12 protein-coding genes and 1 tRNA gene are annotated in these 18091 nt (G+C 62.6%); 11 read left to right on the forward strand and 2 right to left on the reverse strand.

Features of this window, described 5'->3' with window-relative positions; all coding sequences use genetic code 11:
- Positions 1-74: 74 nt before the first annotated feature.
- From FR728_RS18930 to FR728_RS18960, 7 genes are all read left to right on the forward strand, one after another.
- A tRNA-Met gene (locus FR728_RS18930) sits at positions 75-151 on the forward strand.
- 665 nt (positions 152-816) lie between these two features.
- Positions 817-3042: a TonB-dependent receptor gene (locus tag FR728_RS18935; RefSeq protein WP_149894305.1), complete on the forward strand. Its 2226-nt coding sequence runs from the start codon at positions 817-819 to the stop codon at positions 3040-3042.
- Between the two features lie 68 nt (positions 3043-3110).
- Positions 3111-4397 (forward strand): MFS transporter, encoded by a 1287-nt coding sequence (locus FR728_RS18940; RefSeq protein WP_149894306.1) that lies wholly within the window; start codon positions 3111-3113, stop codon positions 4395-4397.
- Positions 4398-4477: 80 nt separating this feature from the next.
- Entirely contained in the window at positions 4478-5506 is a 1029-nt protein-coding gene (locus tag FR728_RS18945) for a siderophore-interacting protein (protein WP_188318967.1), read from the forward strand.
- 55 nt (positions 5507-5561) lie between these two features.
- On the forward strand, positions 5562-6194 hold the full coding sequence (locus FR728_RS18950) for a (2Fe-2S)-binding protein (RefSeq protein ID WP_149894308.1): 633 nt from the start codon (positions 5562-5564) through the stop codon (positions 6192-6194).
- Positions 6191-7183 carry an FAD binding domain-containing protein gene (locus FR728_RS18955; RefSeq protein WP_149894309.1) on the forward strand — a complete coding sequence of 331 codons (993 nt, stop codon included), beginning with the start codon at positions 6191-6193 and terminating at the stop codon, positions 7181-7183. The genes FR728_RS18950 and FR728_RS18955 overlap by 4 nt, the downstream gene beginning before the upstream one ends.
- Positions 7176-9410 carry a xanthine dehydrogenase family protein molybdopterin-binding subunit gene (locus FR728_RS18960; protein ID WP_208998933.1) on the forward strand — a complete coding sequence of 745 codons (2235 nt, stop codon included), beginning with the start codon at positions 7176-7178 and terminating at the stop codon, positions 9408-9410. The genes FR728_RS18955 and FR728_RS18960 overlap by 8 nt, the downstream gene beginning before the upstream one ends.
- 12 nt (positions 9411-9422) lie before the next feature.
- Here the strand turns inward: FR728_RS18960 and FR728_RS18965 are convergent, their stop codons facing one another.
- Positions 9423-10457 (reverse strand): capsular polysaccharide export protein, LipB/KpsS family, encoded by a 1035-nt coding sequence (locus FR728_RS18965; protein WP_149894310.1) that lies wholly within the window; start codon positions 10455-10457, stop codon positions 9423-9425.
- Between the two features lie 146 nt (positions 10458-10603).
- The gene (locus FR728_RS18970) at positions 10604-10801 is read right to left on the reverse strand and encodes a heavy-metal-associated domain-containing protein (RefSeq protein ID WP_149894311.1); all 198 of its coding nucleotides are present in this window, start codon (positions 10799-10801) and stop codon (positions 10604-10606) included.
- Positions 10802-11051: 250 nt separating this feature from the next.
- On the opposite strand from FR728_RS18970, the gene FR728_RS18975 reads away from it, so the two are divergent.
- The 4 genes from FR728_RS18975 (at position 11052) to FR728_RS18990 (ending at position 18075) form a co-directional block, all read left to right on the forward strand.
- Positions 11052-13520, forward strand: coding sequence for a heavy metal translocating P-type ATPase (locus FR728_RS18975; RefSeq protein WP_149894312.1), 2469 nt, complete (start codon positions 11052-11054; stop codon positions 13518-13520).
- Positions 13520-13987: a Cu(I)-responsive transcriptional regulator gene (cueR, locus tag FR728_RS18980; RefSeq protein ID WP_149894313.1), complete on the forward strand. Its 468-nt coding sequence runs from the start codon at positions 13520-13522 to the stop codon at positions 13985-13987. Before FR728_RS18975 ends, cueR begins: the two co-directional genes overlap by 1 nt.
- Positions 13984-14427 (forward strand): c-type cytochrome, encoded by a 444-nt coding sequence (locus FR728_RS18985; RefSeq protein WP_149894314.1) that lies wholly within the window; start codon positions 13984-13986, stop codon positions 14425-14427. Before cueR ends, FR728_RS18985 begins: the two co-directional genes overlap by 4 nt.
- A 228-nt stretch (positions 14428-14655) precedes the next feature.
- Positions 14656-18075, forward strand: coding sequence for an HAD-IA family hydrolase (locus FR728_RS18990; protein ID WP_149894315.1), 3420 nt, complete (start codon positions 14656-14658; stop codon positions 18073-18075).
- Positions 18076-18091: the final 16 nt, after the last annotated feature.

Genomic DNA, 18091 nt, shown 5'->3' on the forward strand with positions numbered 1-18091 from the left:
AAGGTGTGGGAGAGTAGGTCGCCGCCAGGCCTGCTAAACGCAATCAATTCTCTTCAACAAATCCTCCGACATAACGCGGGATGGAGCAGCCCGGTAGCTCGTCAGGCTCATAACCTGAAGGTCGCAGGTTCAAATCCTGCTCCCGCAACCAATCAAAAATACCCGCCCAAAAGGCGGGTTTTTTGTTTGGTAACGGGATCCAGCCGAGATCCTCACGCCGGCCCCCTCAAGGAGGGCAAAGCCCGACGCAGAAGGGCAAAAATGACAAATCCTGCGACACAAACCAAAATCCATATAGAAGAATACCATCAGCCTCGCCAAAAGCGGGGCTGTCTTGCGTTTAGCCTTGGTGAAGGCAGCCCGTTCGGCTGGCGAAAGGTCCACCGGACCTTCCGCTCGTCCAGCCTCACCTCGTCAGGCTCAAAACCTGAAGGGTGAGGGCGAATAGACATTGATCCGGCGGATCAATGGCCGCCCGAACGGTTCAAATCCTGCTCCCGCAAACAAAATCACAAGCCTCGCCGAAACGCGGGGATTTTGCGTTTCTGGGAGAACGTTCGCAGGTGGGGGGAAACGAAGGGCGCACCATGACGGGAAACACGGATCCGGACGCCCCTGCCGAGCGCTTGCTGCTTTGCCGGGTGCCGCTACGTGACCTGTTGTAGATTTGGCACGCTGCAATCGAGGGGTGCCGGAAACACTCGGAAAATACTTGAAATAATTACTCATATATGGACGTTTAGGCCATCATTTGCGCAAGCCAGGCGGACAGCCGAGCCACCGCGTCCCGTTCATTTCGCGTGACAGGCTTCCGCCATGACCTTCAAGACCCTCTTCCTGGCCGCGACCGCGCTTGCGGCGCCGCTGACCCTCGTTCATCCGTCTCTGGCGCAAGATGTCGCCGAGGACGCCGAGACCACCAGCCTCGATCAGATCGTCGTGACCGCAGGTCGTTCGTCGAACGAGGTCGGAACACTGGCCCAGTCGGTCGTGGTGATCGATCGGGAGCAGATCGAGGATCGGTCCTTCGGCAGCTCCGATGTTGCCGAGGTGATCGCGCGCTTCGTTCCCGGGCTGGCGCCGTCGAACCAGACCCTCTCGGGGGCTTCGCAAACGTTCCGCGGGCGCAATCTCCTCGTCATGGTGGACGGGGTGCCGCGCAACACACCCTTGCGGGATGTTTCGCGGATCCTGTCCCTGATTGACCTGTCGACGGTCGAGCGGATCGAGGTCGTCAACGGTGCTTCGGGGCTCTATGGCGCCGGAGCCACGGGCGGCACGATCAACATCATCACCCGGCGCGCTGTCGAGGACGGGGTGCGGACCACCATTACCACCCAGGCATCGGCGTTCACGCATAATCCGGCGGACTCCCTTGCACCGTCCGCGAGCGCGCGGGTGGAGGGACGGAAGGGTGCCTTCGACTACGTGCTGTCCCTCGCCGGCGATCTTTCCCGCACGACCTATGACGGCAAGGGACGGGAAATGGCATCGGACGGGATGCTGGGCCAGGGCGGGGGCGACCGGACCGGCAACACGGATCTTTTCGCGGCGGTCGGATATGAAGAGGGCAGCCGCCGATATGACCTGAGCCTCGACTGGACCTATCTGGAGCAGAACCCGGACTGGCTGACGAACTATGCGACGTCGCCGGTTTCGCCCGATTATGCCAGCCCCTACACGGGTGAGCCGCTCAAGGAGGATTCCTGGTATCTGACGGGGACCTTCACCGAGGATGACTTCGCTCTCGGCAGTCTCGAGGTAAAGTCCTTCTACAACGCGATCGAGAAGCAGGCGCCCTTCAACAGCCTCTCAGCGGTAAACTCCATCGTCTATTACTCCGGCATTCCGGCCAGTCCGACCGCCCCGGAGAACCAGAGCGTGCTGACGAGCGACCGGGCGGGACTGAACGCGACGGTGAACAGCTCCACTGACTGGTTGCGCGAGGGGGCCTCTCTGACCTGGGGCGTCGACTATACGTTCGACCACACTATCCAGGAGCTGGTGAACGGAACGACCATCATCTCGCCCATGACGCAGCATCAGATCGCAGGCTTCGGGCAGCTGGAAGTGCCGGTGACCGACCGGCTGGTCGTGCAGGGCGGCGCCCGCTTTGACCAGTTCTTCCTGGATGTGGATGATTTCCGGCGTCCGGCGGCGGTCCAGTATCGGTCGCCCACCACTTACACCCTCTATCCCGCCATCGATGTGACCGGGGGCAGCTTCAGCTACAATTCGCCGACCTTCAATCTCGGCGCGGTCTTCGACCTGACCGAGGAGTCCCAGGCCTTCGCGAATTTCTCGCAGGGCTACTCCCTCACCGACATCGGTGGCTTTACGCGGCGCGCGGGCGTGAACAGCGTCAGCGAGATCTGTACGGCCTATGGGGCGCTGGCCTCGGCCTATGGCTGCACCGGCGCGCCGACCTTTGCGATCAACTATGCGTCGATCGCGCCGGACCCGCAGCTGGTGAACACCTATGAAGCCGGGGTTCGGGGGGACTGGACCCGGTTCCGGGGCAGCGCCAGCGCCTATGTGTCGACCTCGGAAAATGGCGTGAACTTTGACGCCACCAGCAATCGGGTGAGCCAGCAGAAGGAACTGATCTGGGGCGTGGAAGCCACGGCGGAAGCCGATGTGCTGGACATGCTGACCATTGGCGGCATCTTCTCCTATGTGGAGGGCAAGTATGACGCGGATGGCGACGGCAAGATCGAGTCCGGCGAATACCTGCCCAACAACCGGATCCCGAACAATTACAAGCTCAACCTCTATGGCGAGCTTCGCTTCCTGCAGGACATGACGGCCCGTGCGGAGGTGGAATATTTCTCCGGCCGCGATGTGACGACGCAGGATCTTCCGGATGTCACCCTTGTCAATTTCGGCCTGTCGAAGGAGTTCGGCGAAAGCTCCAAGCTCTCGCTCGGTGTCCGCAACGTGTTTGACACGAGCTACGTCAATCCCGTTGCCAGTGCCGTGCGCGGCGCCGATGTGCCGGGCCTCGGCCGCACGATTGCACTGACCTATCGCGCGACCTTCTGACCCTTCATCGCCCCTGTGCCCGGATGACCCGGGTGCGGGGGCTTTTTGCCTCTTTCGGGACCTTGCCGATGCGGGATCATCCTTCTCATGGGGCCGGCACGCCGACCCGAAGCCGCCTTTCCCTCTATGTCACCCTTGCCGGGCTTTATGTGGCACAGGGCATCCCTACCTATCTGATCGCCGCAGCCCTGCCGCCGGTGTTGCGGGAGCAGGGCGTCTCGCGCACGGCGATCGGCTTCTTCTCTCTCCTGATGCTGCCGCTGGTGGTGAAGTTCCTCTGGGCTCCGACGGTCGACCGGATGCGGCTTCTGCCCATCGGCCACAGGCGCGGCTGGATCGTGCCCATGCAGCTGGTCTGCTCGGCCGCGATTCTGGCGATGGCCTTCATCGAGCCGGTGAACGTCACCTGGCTCTTCGTCATCTGCATGATCATCGCGATCGCCATGTCCACGCAGGATATTGCGACGGACGGCTATGCGACCCGGCGCCTTTCCGCGGCGGACCGGGGTGTCGGCAATGCCTGTCAGGGCGGGGCCGTCGCCTTCGGCGTGGTGATCGGCGGCAGCCTCTCGCTACTTCTCTTCGAAACCTGGGGCTGGACCCCGACCCTTGTGGTGATCGCAGGGCTGACGCTCGTGCCACTCGCAGTCACATTGATGATGGACGAGGACGAGGACGGCGTCTCCCGGGATCCGCTCGAGGATCAGGCGCCGCCGCCGCGCCCCTCGCTCAAGGCCTTCTTCCGCCGGCCCGAAGCCGTGCAGATCCTGATCGTGGCGCTTGTCTTCCGGGCCAGCGAAGGCTTGGTGAAGGCCATGGAAGGCCCCTATCTGGTGGATGCCAAGCTGCCGCTCTCATGGATCGGCTATCTTTCGGGCGGGGCTGCTGCCACGGCGGGCCTGGTCGGTTCCGTGGCGGCTGTGGGGCTTATCCGCTGGCAGGGTACGCGCCCTGCGCTGATCACGCTCGGTCTGTTGCGGACCGTCTGCTTCCTGATGTTCACGTTCCATGCGCTCGGCATCACGCAGGGCCTGGCCCCGGTGATGGGCGCGGCCGGTTTCCAGACCTTCATCCGCTACATGGAGATCGTGGTTCTCTATTCGCTCTTCATGTCCGTCTCGTCGAAGGACCAGCCGGGAACCGACTTCACGATTCTCGCCTGTGCCCAGCTTCTCGTCTATCTCGTGGGGACCAGTGTGTCCGGCGTGCTGGCGGACAGGTTTGGCTACGGCCCTCTCTTCGTGATCTCGACGGGACTGTCGGCGGTCGCCGTCCTGCTCACCTGGCTCCTGCTTCGGCGGCAGGGCGCGGGGGATTCTGTTCCGGCGGCCAGCAGGGACGGTGCTGCGACATGATCCGAGAGGACTTGTGCGAGGCTTTCGTCCTGATTCCCTCCGGGAATCCCGGGCCGCTTTTCGACCTCCTGCTCGCGGAGATGATCCGTCACGACATGGATGTGGTGCAGGGCGAAGACGGCACGGCGACCCTGCATCTCGAGCAGGACCGGCTGCGGATGGAACAGCAGCGTGGCGCGGGCCTGCTGCTGTCCATTGAAGCCGGGAATTCTGTCGCCCTGCACCGTATCCGGCTCTGGATCGTGGAGCATCTCGACGAGCTTCTGCCAGAGCTCGCGCCCTCTCTGCGCTGGTCGGATGACGGAGCTCGGAGCGAGGAAGTCCTGCCGCCCTATTTTCACCAGCTTACTCTTTCAGGCAAACGGCTTCTGCCCTGCGGATTGATGCGGCTCACCTTCCACGTGGACGGGATGGAGCGTCTGGCAGAAGACGGCATCCATGTGAAGCTGCTGCTTCCTCCCGCCGGACGCGACCCGGTGTGGCCGAAACTGGCGCTGAACGGCGGACTTGTGCAGCCCGTTGGGGCTGACACGCTGGCCATCAGGACCTACACGATCCGCGCCATTCGCCCGGCATCGGACGAGATTGATGTGGATGTGGTCGTCCACACGGGAGGAGTTTTCTCGGACTGGGCGGCAAGCGCCCCGGCCGGAGAGGTGATCGGTCTGCTGGGGCCCTCCGGTTTTCAGAAAATCCCGCCCGTTGCCCCGTTCCTGATTGCGGCAGACGCAACGGCTGCGCCTGCCGCAGCACGGATGATCGAGGCGCTGGCCCGCGATCAGGCTTCTTCCGCCGCCCCCGAGCCCAGCGGTGGCCATGTGATCCTGGGTCTGGGGACGGACCGGCAGGCTGCGGACTATCTGGAAGGACTTGATCTCGCGGCGCTCGGGCTTGTGGTGCAGGGACTGGGGGCAGACGTCTTTTCCCGGGACATCGAGGCGGCGATCCGGTCGGCAGCACGGGATGCCCCTCCCGGTTTTGCCTGGTTCGCAGGCGAGCATCGCGACGCGCAGCGTCTGCGTCCTGTGTTCCGGAACGACTTCGCCTTGGGGAAAGGCGCGCAATATGCGATCGCCTACTGGACCGAGGGGCGACGGCAAGGGGCCTAGCTGAGCCGCGGTCAACGGAACCAACCGGCCGGCTGTGCCGTTGGCTTTGACGAGGATGGCCCCTTGGGAGAGGGGCCGAGGCGCCACCCTTCGCGTGGCGCGCCCCTTCAGAGCACAAGGACGCCCCATGACCCCTCTGACGCTGACCGTCAACGGGATCCGCCACGAGCTGCGCGTCGATCCGCGCCGGTCGTTGCTTGATCTCGTCCGCGACACTCTCGATCTCACTGGCGCGAAGAAGGGCTGTGATCACGGCCAGTGCGGCGCCTGCACCATGATCGTGAACGGCCGCCGCATCAATTCCTGCCTGTCTCTGGCCGTCAGCCACGACGGCGACGAGGTGACCACCATCGAGGGTGTCGCCGCCCGGTCTGCGGGTGAGGAGACCTCCACCGCAGATGCCCCGGCGCTTCATCCCCTGCAGCAGGCCTTCATCGAGCATGATGCCTTCCAGTGCGGGTTCTGCACCTCCGGACAGATCTGTTCCGGGATTGCCGCGCTCGAGGAGCTGGCGCAGGACCTGCCGAGCCTCGTGACCGTGTCTGGCGAAGGCTTCCGTAACGTGGAGGATGCAGACGCACTCCTGGAAGAGGAGCTGCGCGAGCGCATGAGCGGCAACCTGTGCCGTTGCGGTGCCTATCCCAACATCCTCGCAGCCTTGCGTCAGGTGATGGAGGCGCAGCGATGAAACCCTTCGATTATGTCCGCGTTGGCGGGGCCGAAGATCTTGCCCAGGCAAGTGCGGGTCGTTTTCTTGCCGGTGGCACGAACCTCATCGACCTGATGAAACACGAGATCGAGACACCGGATCGTCTTTTCGACATCACGCGAGCCGATTTGCCGACTCAGGATCTCGCTTCTGTTGAGCCGCGCGAAGACGGGCTGAGGATCGGGGCGCTGGTGACAAACGCGGATCTGGCGGCAAGCGAACAGGTCCGTCGCCGCTATCCGGTTCTCGCCGAAGCGCTTCTGTCGGGCGCCAGTCCGCAGCTGCGCAACAAGGCGACCACCGGCGGCAACCTTCTGCAGCGCACCCGATGCCCCTATTTTTATGACCGGGCGCGGGCCTGCAATAAGCGGCAGCCGGGAACGGGCTGCGATGCCATGGGCGGCTTCAACCGGATGCACGCCGTGCTGGGGACGAGCGAGGCCTGCATCGCGGCGCACCCGTCCGACATGGCGGTGGCCATGGCCGCGCTTGACGTCAGGGTCGAGACCCGCAAGGCCGATGGCACCAAGCGATCCCTTTCTCTCGATGAGCTTTACCGGCTTCCGGGCGATGCGCCGGAAAAGGACCATGTTCTGGACCCCGGCGAGTTGATCACCGCGGTCGTCTTGCCGGCTCAGGTGCCCTCCCGTCAGGCCTATCGAAAGGTACGGGACCGCGCCTCCTATGCCTTTGCTCTCGTGTCGGCGGCAGTGGTCGTCGAGCTGGATGCGGGACGGATTCGCAACCCGAGGATTGCTCTGGGGGGGGTGGCGCCCAGGCCCTGGCGGGCACGCCGGGCCGAGACCCGTCTCGAGGGGCAGGCTCCTTCCCGCGCCCTCTTCCTCCAGACCATGACGGAGGAATTCGAGGCGGCCCGGGGCCATGGACACAATGATTTCAAGATCGACCTGGCGCCGCGCCTGGTGGCGGACATGCTGGGTGAGCTGACGGAGACGACCCATGACTGAGATGATGTCCATGGAAGTTCAGGCTGAACGCCCGCTCGGGCGGGCTCTCGATCGGGTCGACGGGATCGCCAAGGTTTCCGGCCGGGCGATGTATGCGGCAGACTATCGGCCGGCGAGCGACCTCGCCGAAGGCTTCATTGTCGAGGCCCCGGCTGCACCCGGCCGGATCCGCCGTCTGGACGTCTCGCGTGCCGAGGATGCGGAAGGGGTGATCGCGGTCCTGACGTCCGCCAATGTGCCCGAACAGCGGACTTATGGGGCGCCGGAGGATGCCGGCCGCTTCACCCAGTCTCATGCGGTGCTGCAGGGAGACCGGGTGCGTCATGTGGGCCAGCCTGTGGCCTTGATCGTGGCGCGCACGCTCGAACAGGCGCGCCATGCGGCAAGTCTGGTCGAAGTGGAGATCGAAGTCGATGCTGAAGGCGGGATCTTCGACGCGCTGGCCCATGAGGATTTGGCCTTTGCGCCCGACAGTCTGGACGGAGCCGATGACGCGGACACGCAGAAGGGGGATCTGGCGCGTGAGCTTGCCGGGTCCGACCATCGGGTGGGGGCAACCTATCACACGGCCATGCAGCATGCTGCGGCCATGGAGCCCCATGTCAGCGTGGCCGAATGGGATGGTGACCAGCTGACCGTGCACATGGGGATCCAGATCGTTGCCTCTGCGGTGAAGGCCTTTGCCACGACCCTGCAGATCGAGCCGGAGCAGATCCGCATCGTTTCGCCCTTCACCGGCGGGGGCTTCGGCTCCAAGCTGGGTATTCATTCGGAGGCCGTTTTGGCGGCCCTTGCCGCGCGGGTTTGCGATCGTCCCGTGCGCGTGGTCCAGACCCGGCGCTCGGTCTTTGTCAACGCGCCGCACCGCGAGCGCCATCGCCAGGAGCTCGAACTTGGTGCGACGGCCGATGGAACGCTCACGGCCATCCGTCATGACAATCTCGCCGGCATGGCGCGCGACTATGCCTTTGCGGAGGCGCCGGCCTCTCCGACCCGGGCGAGCTATGCGGCCCCTGCGATCCACACAAGCCACCGGGTGGTGGCGGCCGACATTCCGACGGTCGACAGCATGCGTGCGCCCGGCGAGGCCATCGGCACCCTGACCCTCGAAACCGCCATTGATGAAATGGCGCAGGCCTGCGGCATGGATCCGCTGGAGTTTCGCCTGCGCAACATGCCCGACGTGGATCCGGTCTCCGGAGCCCCCTTCGGGGACCATCGGCTCGAGTCTTGCCTGCGCGAAGGGGCGCAGCGCTTCGGCTGGGACGGCTGTGTGGCGCCCGGCTCGCGCCGCGAGGGACGTCTGCTGATCGGTCGCGGGCTTGCGGCCGCCATCCGGCCGAACATGCTTGTGGGCGCCGAGGCGGAGATCACCCTTTCTCCGGACGGACGCTTCCATGTACGCACCGACATGACCGACATCGGCACCGGCTCCTACACGATCCTGACCCAGATTGCCGCCGACACGCTCGGCGTCGAGCCGGGACAGGTGGTCACCGAGCTGGGCGACAGCGCTTTCCCCAAGAGTTCCGGCTCCGGCGGGTCCTTCGGGGCGGCCAGCACCGGGTCGGCGGTACAGGATGCGGCCTCCAATCTGCTGTCGGCGCTGCGCGACCGGTGCGCGGCCCTGGGCCTGGACGGCAACGGGGCCCTTGCCTTCACGCTGGACAGCGTGCGGCTGGGCGAACGCAGTCTGGCTCTGGCCGATCTGGTCGGCCCCGAGGGCATGACCGCCTCGGGCAGCATCGATCCGGACGATTTCGACACCGGACAGGCCGGATATTCTTACGGCGCCCAGTTCGCCGAGGTGGCCGTGGATGCGGTCACGGGCGAGATCCGCGTCCGGCGTCTGCTTGGGGTGTTCGATGCGGGACGCATTCTCAACCCGAAAACCGCGCGCTCGCAGCTGCTCGGGGGCATGATCTTCGGCATCGGTGCAGCGCTGATGGAGGAGGGGGTGATCGACCCGAGGTCTGGCGCCGTGATGGCGCGGGATCTGGCCGACTATCATATCCCCGTCAACCGGGATGTGCCGGCTCTTGAGGTGCACATGCTGGGGGCGTCTTCGCCCTTTGCCAACCCGCTGGGGGCGAAGGGCATCGGCGAACTGGGCATCTGCGGGGCAGGGCCGGCAATCGCCAATGCGGTGCATGAGGCAACCGGCGTGCGTCCCCGCGCCTTCCCCATCCATCTTGACCACCTGCTGCCCAATCTCCCGCCCGTCTAGGGCGGGGCCGGGTCAGCGGGTCTCAGCAACCTTCCGCTCAAGCCAGTCGATTGCCTCGAAAACCGTGATCGGCCGCAAGGGCGAGCGTCCGAAATAGTGGCAGTAGTCGAAATAGAGAGCGGCCACGAGAGCTTCCAGCGGCACCGGTTGCCGCCGCTTCGCAACCAGAGCCGAGGCCCCCTCGGTACGGTCCACGGTCAGGCCATATCCGCTGTAGAAGGAAACGCCGAAACTGTGGACCTCGCGCTGCGCCATGATCGCCTCGAAACCGAGCTGGCTCGAGACACAATAGACCTTGTTGCAACGCTCCAGGAGCGACCAGGGGTTGCGGGGAGCGGCATCCAATTTGACCCTTCCGGTCTCGAGCGCTCGTGCGACATCCTGGTCCAGACTGGCGAAATCGGAGAGAAACTGCTGATCGAAATGTCCTTTCTTGCGCCCGGTGATGGCCTCCGGATGGATGCGCAGGAGGATCTCTGCGTCCGGATTTTCATGCACGGCGGCCCGAAACATGCGGGTGAAGCTCTCCTGCGTCGCGAGCGCTCCGGTAATCGACGCATCGCCGGCGGTCTGGTCGATCACAAGAACCCGGGGCAGGTCTGACGGGTTGCGTGCCTGCCCATCAGGGAGGTCCCCGGCGGGGTGGTCGTTGTATTTCGAGAGGCGTGTCTCACGCAGTCGCGAGATCACGTTCCTCGCTTGCGACCATGTTTCCGGCCGGGCCAGTCGATCCCGCACCAGGTCTTCCAGATCACTCGGTTGACGAGCATCGTAGTAGATCCCGGAGCGGTCGAGAACGAGGGAGAGGGGCGGTTCGCCGTCGCCCGGCTGGACCGAGCGCAGGAGCCCGTCTTCGAAAGCCAGATAGGGGAGCCCTCGCAGGCGGGCGAGACGTCTGGCTCGATCTGCAGTGGGCTTGTGTCCCCATCCGGCGATGGCATCGACACCGAGTGCGAGAGGCCAGAGCCTTCGCGCCGTCGCCCCTGTTAGCTGTTCGATTTCAGTGCGCAGACGCCAAAGTCCGCTGGTTGCAAAACCGATGCGCATGGTCTGAAACGTCCCCGCTTCCAAGGCCTTCGATCCGGCGACACCCGCATCCCGCTCGGACGAGGGATTGCCGCGAGCAGATCTGTCCTGATCCTTTTAGGCCCTGGCGCGAGGACGGGGCAAGCATACCGCGGTCTGCTCTTCTCTCAAGACACCGGTGTAGCAGGATAGCCGGCATCGGCGAGGGTGCGGATCAGGTTCTCCTGCGGCAGGGCGGAGGCGATCTCCACCGTGTGGTGGCCGAGGTCGATGGTCACGCGGGCCTGCGGATCTGCCGCTGCCACGGCCTTTTCGATAGCCGCGACGCAATGGCCGCAGCTCATGTCGGGAACGTTGAACTTCATCTGAAACTCCTTCCGGCCGCGTGTCGTTTGCCCATGGAACCCCGGAGGACATGTGGTCATGCCACTGGGGCTGCCATTCGGGGCCGAGGTCATGGGAGATGACACGGGCCATCGAAACTGTTTGAACCTTCCCGTGGCGGGAAGGTCAAGCGGCATGTGTCCGGCAAAAATCGTGAGCCTCACCTCTTGACCTTCCAGTGACTGGAATCTCCATCTGTCAGTGCATCGCTTTGTAGAAGGATCCGGCATCATGGCTGTCTCGTCGTCTCTGATCGTGCCCGTGACGGGAATGTCCTGCGCGTCCTGCGTCGGCCGGGTGGAGCGCGGGTTGAAGCAGGTCGAGGGGGTTCACGATGTGCGGGTCAACCTGGCCACGGAAACCGCGAGCTTTGGCGTTGATGGCGCGGGCGCCCTGCAGGCGGCAATCGATACGCTCGAAACCCTTGGCTATCCCGCCCGTCGCCAGACCGTGACCCTCTCCGTCGCCTCCATGTCCTGTGCGTCCTGCGTTGGGCGCGTCGACAAGGCGCTGGCAGCCGTGCCGGGCGTGGTGGAAGTCGCGGTCAATCTGGCGACCGAGAGCGCGCGTGTCACCTTCGTCGAAGGGGCAGTCACCGCTGCCGAGCTGATCCGGGCCGCCACGCAGGCCGGCTATCCGGCGAAACTCATGGATGAGGAGGCGAAGGAGGACCAGGCGGCACGCAAGTCGGCCGAGGCCCGGGAGCTGGCCGTCCGGCTGACCCTTGCCGCAGCCCTTGCCCTGCCCGTGTTCGCCATCGAGATGGGTGGCCATATGGTGCCGGCGCTGCATCATCTGGTCATGACCACGATTGGCGAACAGACCAGCTGGATCCTTCAATTCGTGCTCACGACCCTGGTGCTGGCGGGGCCCGGCCGCATGTTCTATCGCCGCGGGCTGCCTGCGCTCTTCAAGGGGGCGCCAGACATGAACAGCCTCGTGGCCGTGGGCACCGGTGCGGCCTATCTCTATTCCGTCGTGGCGACCTTCCTGCCGCATCTCCTGCCCGATCAGGTGCGTGCCGTCTATTTCGAGGCCGCGGCTGTCATCGTGGTGCTGATCCTGCTCGGCCGTTTCCTGGAAGCGCGCGCCAAGGGGCGCACCGGTGCGGCGATTGCCCGTCTGCTCGGCCTCCAGGTGAAGACGGCACGGGTCGAGCGCGGGGGCGCTCTGGTCGATGTGGCCATCGATGAACTCTCCCTCGGTGACGTGGTCGTGGTGCGGCCCGGCGAGCGCATTCCCGTGGATGGAGAGGTGATCTCCGGCGCGTCCCGCGTCGACGAGAGCATGATCACCGGCGAGCCCGTCCCGGTCTCCCGTTCGGCGGGCGACACGGTGACCGGCGGAACGGTGAATGGCGCTGGCGGCTTGCAGGTGCGGGCCACCCGGGTTGGCGCCGATACGACGCTGGCCCAGATCGTCCGCATGGTCGAGGAAGCACAGGGGGCCAAGCTGCCCATTCAGGGGCTCGTCGACCGGGTGACCCTGTGGTTCGTGCCGGCGGTGATGGCCGCGGCCCTGTTGACTGTCGCCGTGTGGCTCGTCTTCGGGCCCGATCCGGCCCTGACCCTCGCGCTCGTTGCTGGCGTCAGTGTTCTGATCATTGCCTGCCCTTGCGCCATGGGGCTTGCCACGCCCACCTCGATCATGGTCGGCACCGGCCGTGCGGCCGAGCTCGGCGTGCTTTTCCGCAAGGGGGACGCGCTTCAGGCGCTCTCCGGGGTGACGGCCCTGGCGCTGGACAAAACGGGGACGGTCACCCTCGGCCGGCCGGAGCTGACCGATGTGGTGCTGGCGCCGGGCTTTGATCATGATCGGGTTCTTGCCGCTGTGGCGGCGGTCGAGGCCCTGTCGGAACATCCGGTCGCGACCGCAATCGTCCGGGCGGCAGGGCAGAAGGGCCTGACCCTGCCTTCCGCCACGGGCTTTGTGTCGGTGACCGGCCACGGGGTGAGCGCCCTGGTGGAGGGTCGGCAAGTGGTGATCGGCGCGGCCCGGATGCTGGAGCGTGAGGGGATCGATTTCGAACCCCTGGCCGATGAGGAAACCGCCCTGTCGCTGCGCGGGCGCACCGCGATCCTGGCCGCCATCGACGGGCGGCTGGCCGGCGTTTTCGGTGTGTCGGACCCGCTGAAACCCTCCAGCCAGGCAGCGATTTCTGCCCTTCGCGCCCGGGGGCTGGAGGTGGTCCTGATCACCGGCGACAAGCGCGAGACGGCGGAAGCCATTGCCCGGGAAGCCGGGATCGACACGGTGATTGCCGGTGTGCTGCCGGAGGGCAAGGTGCGGGCCCTGGACGAGCTGCGGGACAAGCATGGGTCTGTCGCCTTCGTCGGCGATGGCATCAATGACGCTCCCGCTCTGGCCCATGCGGATGTGGGCATCGCCATTGGAACGGGCACGGACGTGGCCATTGAATCCGCCGATGTGGTGCTGATGTCCGGCGACTTGCGCGGGGTGGTCAATGCGGTGGAAATTTCCCGCCGAACCCTGCGCAACATCGGGCAGAACCTGTTCTGGGCCTTCGCCTATAATGTGGCGCTGATCCCGGTCGCCGCCGGAGCGCTCTATCCGGTTCTCGGGGTGCTGCTGTCTCCGGTTCTGGCAGCCGGGGCCATGGCGGTGTCATCCGTCTTCGTGCTCGGCAATGCGTTGCGCTTGCGCCGGGTCGCGCCCGCGCTTGCAGAAGGAGAGGTGTGATGAACATCGGCGAAGTGGCCAGCCGCTCGGGGCTTCCGGCCAAGACCATCCGCTACTACGAGGAGATCGGTCTCATCCATCCCTTGCGGACGGAGAATGGCTATCGCGCCTTCCAGAGCTCGGATCTCAACCGGCTCGCCTTTCTCGGCCGTGCCCGGGCGCTGGGCTTCAGCATCGAGGATTGCCGCGCGCTGGTCTCCCTTTACGACGATGACCAGCGTGAAAGCGCGCGCGTGAAGGAGATCACCGAGCAGAACCTTCAGCGTATTGCGGAGAAGATCGCGGAGCTGGAGGCCATGCGCGAAACACTCTCCCGTCTGGCGCTGGCCTGTTCGGGGGACGAGAGCCCGGATTGCGCCATCCTCAAGGATCTGGCCGGAGAAGAGAACCCGGCCGCCGCCGACGGGACGGGGCAAGACTGTTGCGCCCCGAGGGCAACCTCGACCGGAAAGGGGGCGTCCGCATGAGGGGGCAAAAGGTGGTGCTCCTGGTGACGGGCCTTGCGGTTCTGCTCGCGGGCGCTTGGGCCTCCTTGCGGCCAGGAAACACCGAAAACCCGGCGACCCGCGCCCCGCAGGAGGCCGCGGGCGCGCCTCTGGTTCAGGTGCGCGTGCCGGACCTCTCGCCGACGGAGAGGCAGGGCGAGACGCGCTTTAACGACCGTTGCGCCAGTTGCCATGGCGTGCATGCGGCGGGCCAGGATGGCGTCGCGCCGCCGCTCGTGCACAGGATCTACGAACCCTCCCACCACGCGGACATGTCTTTCCTGATGGCCGTGCGCCAGGGCGTGCGTGCCCACCACTGGCCCTTCGGCAACATGCCCCCGATCCCGGACCTGGCCGCAGACGATGTCGCCCTCATCGTGACCTACGTCCGCGCCCTGCAGCGGGAAAACGGGATCCGGTGAGAAGGGAGGGAGTTCAATTCTTGCTTGAGGCGTGGAGGAGCCGGCAGCTCGGTGTCGAGAGGGTTTATCAAATCAGGTAACGTGTAGCAGCGCGAGAAAAAATATGTTTGAAGGGAGAGGTCGCGTTGCTTGGTGCCCCGATTCAATGCGTGGGTTCCACGATCCAGGGTACTGCCTGCATTGTGCCGATTGCGCCGTTCACAGGAAGAAAGAAGGGTCGAATTCCACATGGCGAACCCTAAGAACGTTCTGATTCTGAGCAATCTCTTCCCAGATTTCGGCGATCCCCTCTACAGATTAGGAACTTACAAGAACTATCTCCTTCCCTATGCCAAGTCCCTTCTCGCGAGCGGGCGGTTCGACGTTCAGGTTTTGGTGCCTGAAGCGATTGGTTGTGCCCTTCACTCTGAAGGGGAACTCGCGAGTTCTGACGTGCCACCCGTTGTGGTGATGGACGATGAAGCCCTGAGCACGTGCGGCCTCAACGACTTTATGATCCGTTCCTGCGCCGAGCACTTTTCCATAGATCAGCTAGCTCTCATCGGTACAGCATTCCACAAGTCTCTTGGGCGCTGGACGCCTGATGTAATCTTGTGCTGGGAAGCGCCAAGCAAGGTCCTCAGGTATCTCTTTCCCAACGCTCTGACGCTTGATCTGATGCCCGGCATGTTCATGCGGGCCCCGTTCCCCAAGATGATTCAATTGGACCCATGCGGCCTTTATGGAGACGCGTGGTACGTCGGTGCTGATGTTGCTTCGATCCAAATGAATCAGAGCGAGATCGACCAGGTCGATCAGATTCGACAGCTTTTTCTGGATCATTTTGAACAAATTCACACGAAGTCGGCGTTGCAGGCGCGCTATGACATATCGCTAACACCGGGTTTTCAACTCGTTCCCTTGCAGATTTCGCAATATTTCGGCTGGAAAGAATATACCGACTTCGAAACCCAGTTCGATTTCGTAGAAAGCTTACTAAAGAATGATGCTTCTGGAAAAGACCTTATCTTTACTCAGTATGTGAGCCCCCTACGTTCAGATATCACTCTTTCAGACGAGCGAATTCAAAGGCTGGAGGCGGAGCACCCGCGCTTCGTTTTCCGTAAAGATTTTAACGAGGTAGATAATATCTCGCAGTATCTCGTGCCACATTGTTCTCGTGTTCATTCCATCTCGAGTACTGTTGGCCTTCAGGCACTTTTCTTCGGGAAATTTCTTTCCTCGCCGTCTCGCTCTCATCTTGGATATCTTGCTTCTCTCCCCCGTCATGATGCTCAGAAGATCGTGGACTTCTGCCTCCTTAGAGGCTCGGTCCTCCATGACCGGTTGGTGGAAGATGCCGCCTATTTCGCTCAGGTCATTGATTCGTTCTACGCACAGAAGGGAAAAAAGGGAGCCGCTGGTCTTCCGTCGTCCGAAGAATTACAGAACTCTTTTTCAGGCATTATTAAGTATTCTTCGTTCACTACGAGCGAACGAAGAATACGTGCCATGCTGAAGGATCAGTTCGAGTTTCAGCCTCCTTGGTCGCAGATGAACTGCAAGGATCACGAGATCATTTCCTTTGATGTGTTCGACACTCTGATCTGTCGGAACGTGTTGCGGCCTGCTCAAGTTTTTGACCTGATGGTCTCCCGCATGGAAGGTGGCGCTCTGGATGTGGTTCCTCCAGCGTTTAAACAACGCTTTTCAACTCTGAGGCAGAGCTTTGAACGCCTTGAAAGGCAGCGCCTCGACGCTGTTGATGGAGGGGGCGAGCAGGAGGTCAATCTCCTCTCCATTTATGATGCAATTCTCTCCTTTTCGGGACTTTCAAAAAGTCTTGCACCAGACTTCCTCGCACTTGAACAGGAGGTGGAGCTAGAGTGCCTGCGCCGTCGGCCGGCTGGTTTCAATGCGTATCAAACAGCTCTAAGGCAAAGAAAGCGCGTCATACTAGTTTCAGACTTCTGCCATTCCCGCGAATTTGTCGAAAGGGCGCTGCGCTCAGCGGGATATGACGGCTGGGAACGAGTGTATGTTTCGTCGGAACTGGGAGTTCGAAAACATACCGGAACGATGTTCAAAAGAGTCGTTTCGGACCTCGGCGTTGAGCCTTCGGCCATTCTCCATATCGGGGATAATTTAAAGGGTGACATCGAAAGGGCTACAGCGTGCGGAATTTCCGCGCTCTGGCTTCCGTCGGCCCAACAGATCGCTGGTTCAATGCTCTCGAGGCGGCGGCGTAATGGCGGCCGAATTCCGGACGCCCACATCTTACAGGCCATTCTTGGCGCGCATATAAATGAGAATGTGCCTGTTCAGCTGCAACGACGCCCTGCTCGCATTGATGCGACGTTGATCTCTCGGCCATACGATCTTGGCTTCCTCGTCTTGGGGCCAATGCTCCTGTCCTTCGTGAGATGGCTTTATGAAGACGACAAGCTTTCCCCATCGCGCAAGCAATTCGTCTTCTTTGCCCGGGATATGAAGGTTGCGTATGAGATTTTCGTGGCTGGCTTGGGTTCTGAGCTCGCGGCAAACTGTGCAACTGCACACTACATCCCTGTCTCACGTGCTGCGCTTGCCGGTATCAATCTTTTTGCACCCGAGGATCTTCTGTCTGTCAGGATTGACGATTTTGCAAAGGATCGACCCGTTGCAGATTTGCTTGTGGCGAGATTTGCTCTCGAGGAATCGGAGATCATCTGGGAGGCTCTTCCTGGCGTATTTGGGAACTGCGTTGAGAAGTCCAGGGTCGGAGATCTTAGCGAGGGTCAGATCTATGCGCTTGCGGTCAGCTCCGCTCGGGAGCATTGGGCGACAATCTCGACGCGGCTTGAGCATAAGCGCGAGATGGTACGTGCCCTGCTGGAGCAATGCGGGGTTGATCTAGCCCATCCGACTGTCACGGTTGATTTCGGTTACGTTGGAACGATCCACAGGCAGATTTCCTGCCTCTTTCAGGGCGAAGTGCTCCCCCGCTTCTTTATGGAGTTTTCGGCTTTAGTCAGAAACGATGAGTTGGAAGGAGCGCGTAGCTTTTTTGGTTCATACCTTCCTGCCTCATCCCGGGAAAGAACGGCCTTTCTTAAATATAATTTGATTTTAGAAAGTCTGCTGAACGAGCCGCTTGGTAGCGTGTCTGGGTATTTCCTGAATAGTGATGGTGTTGTCTCTGAAAGACGTCGTGAAATCTCCTCAACTCACGCGAGATCTATCGATGAGGTTCATGATGGCGCGCGAAAATTCGCTGAAATTTGGAGGCGGTATTTCGGTATCGTTACGGATTGTTTCGATACAACGATCGACCATCTCGATTACTTCTTCGAACTTATCATGAGTGACCCTAGCCATCAGGAGGCAGCTCTCCTTGCCCGCCTTGAATTCGACAACTCATTTGCGGGACGCCAAGATCGCTCCATTCTTGTTAGAAGCCCTCGTGACGGAAAGGTGATCTGGCCGGAAGGTGAGCGTGCGTTACGCAGAGGTCCTGATTACTCGCCTTCAAACTGGCGGAGATTCTATACACCACTGATACGACATTTTGTGCGGAAACTCGGCTCGCGTCGGGATCTTGAAATCTTCGATGCCGATCCCAAGCTTTTCTTTCGCAGCGAGGTGCGAGAGTTCCATTATCGGATCTTGGGCCGAATTCTTTACCCCTGACAACGACGGCTTTCAG

Origin of the sequence: Roseibium aestuarii (assembly GCF_008477545.1) — a bacterium.
Lineage (GTDB): Bacteria > Pseudomonadota > Alphaproteobacteria > Rhizobiales > Stappiaceae > Roseibium > Roseibium aestuarii.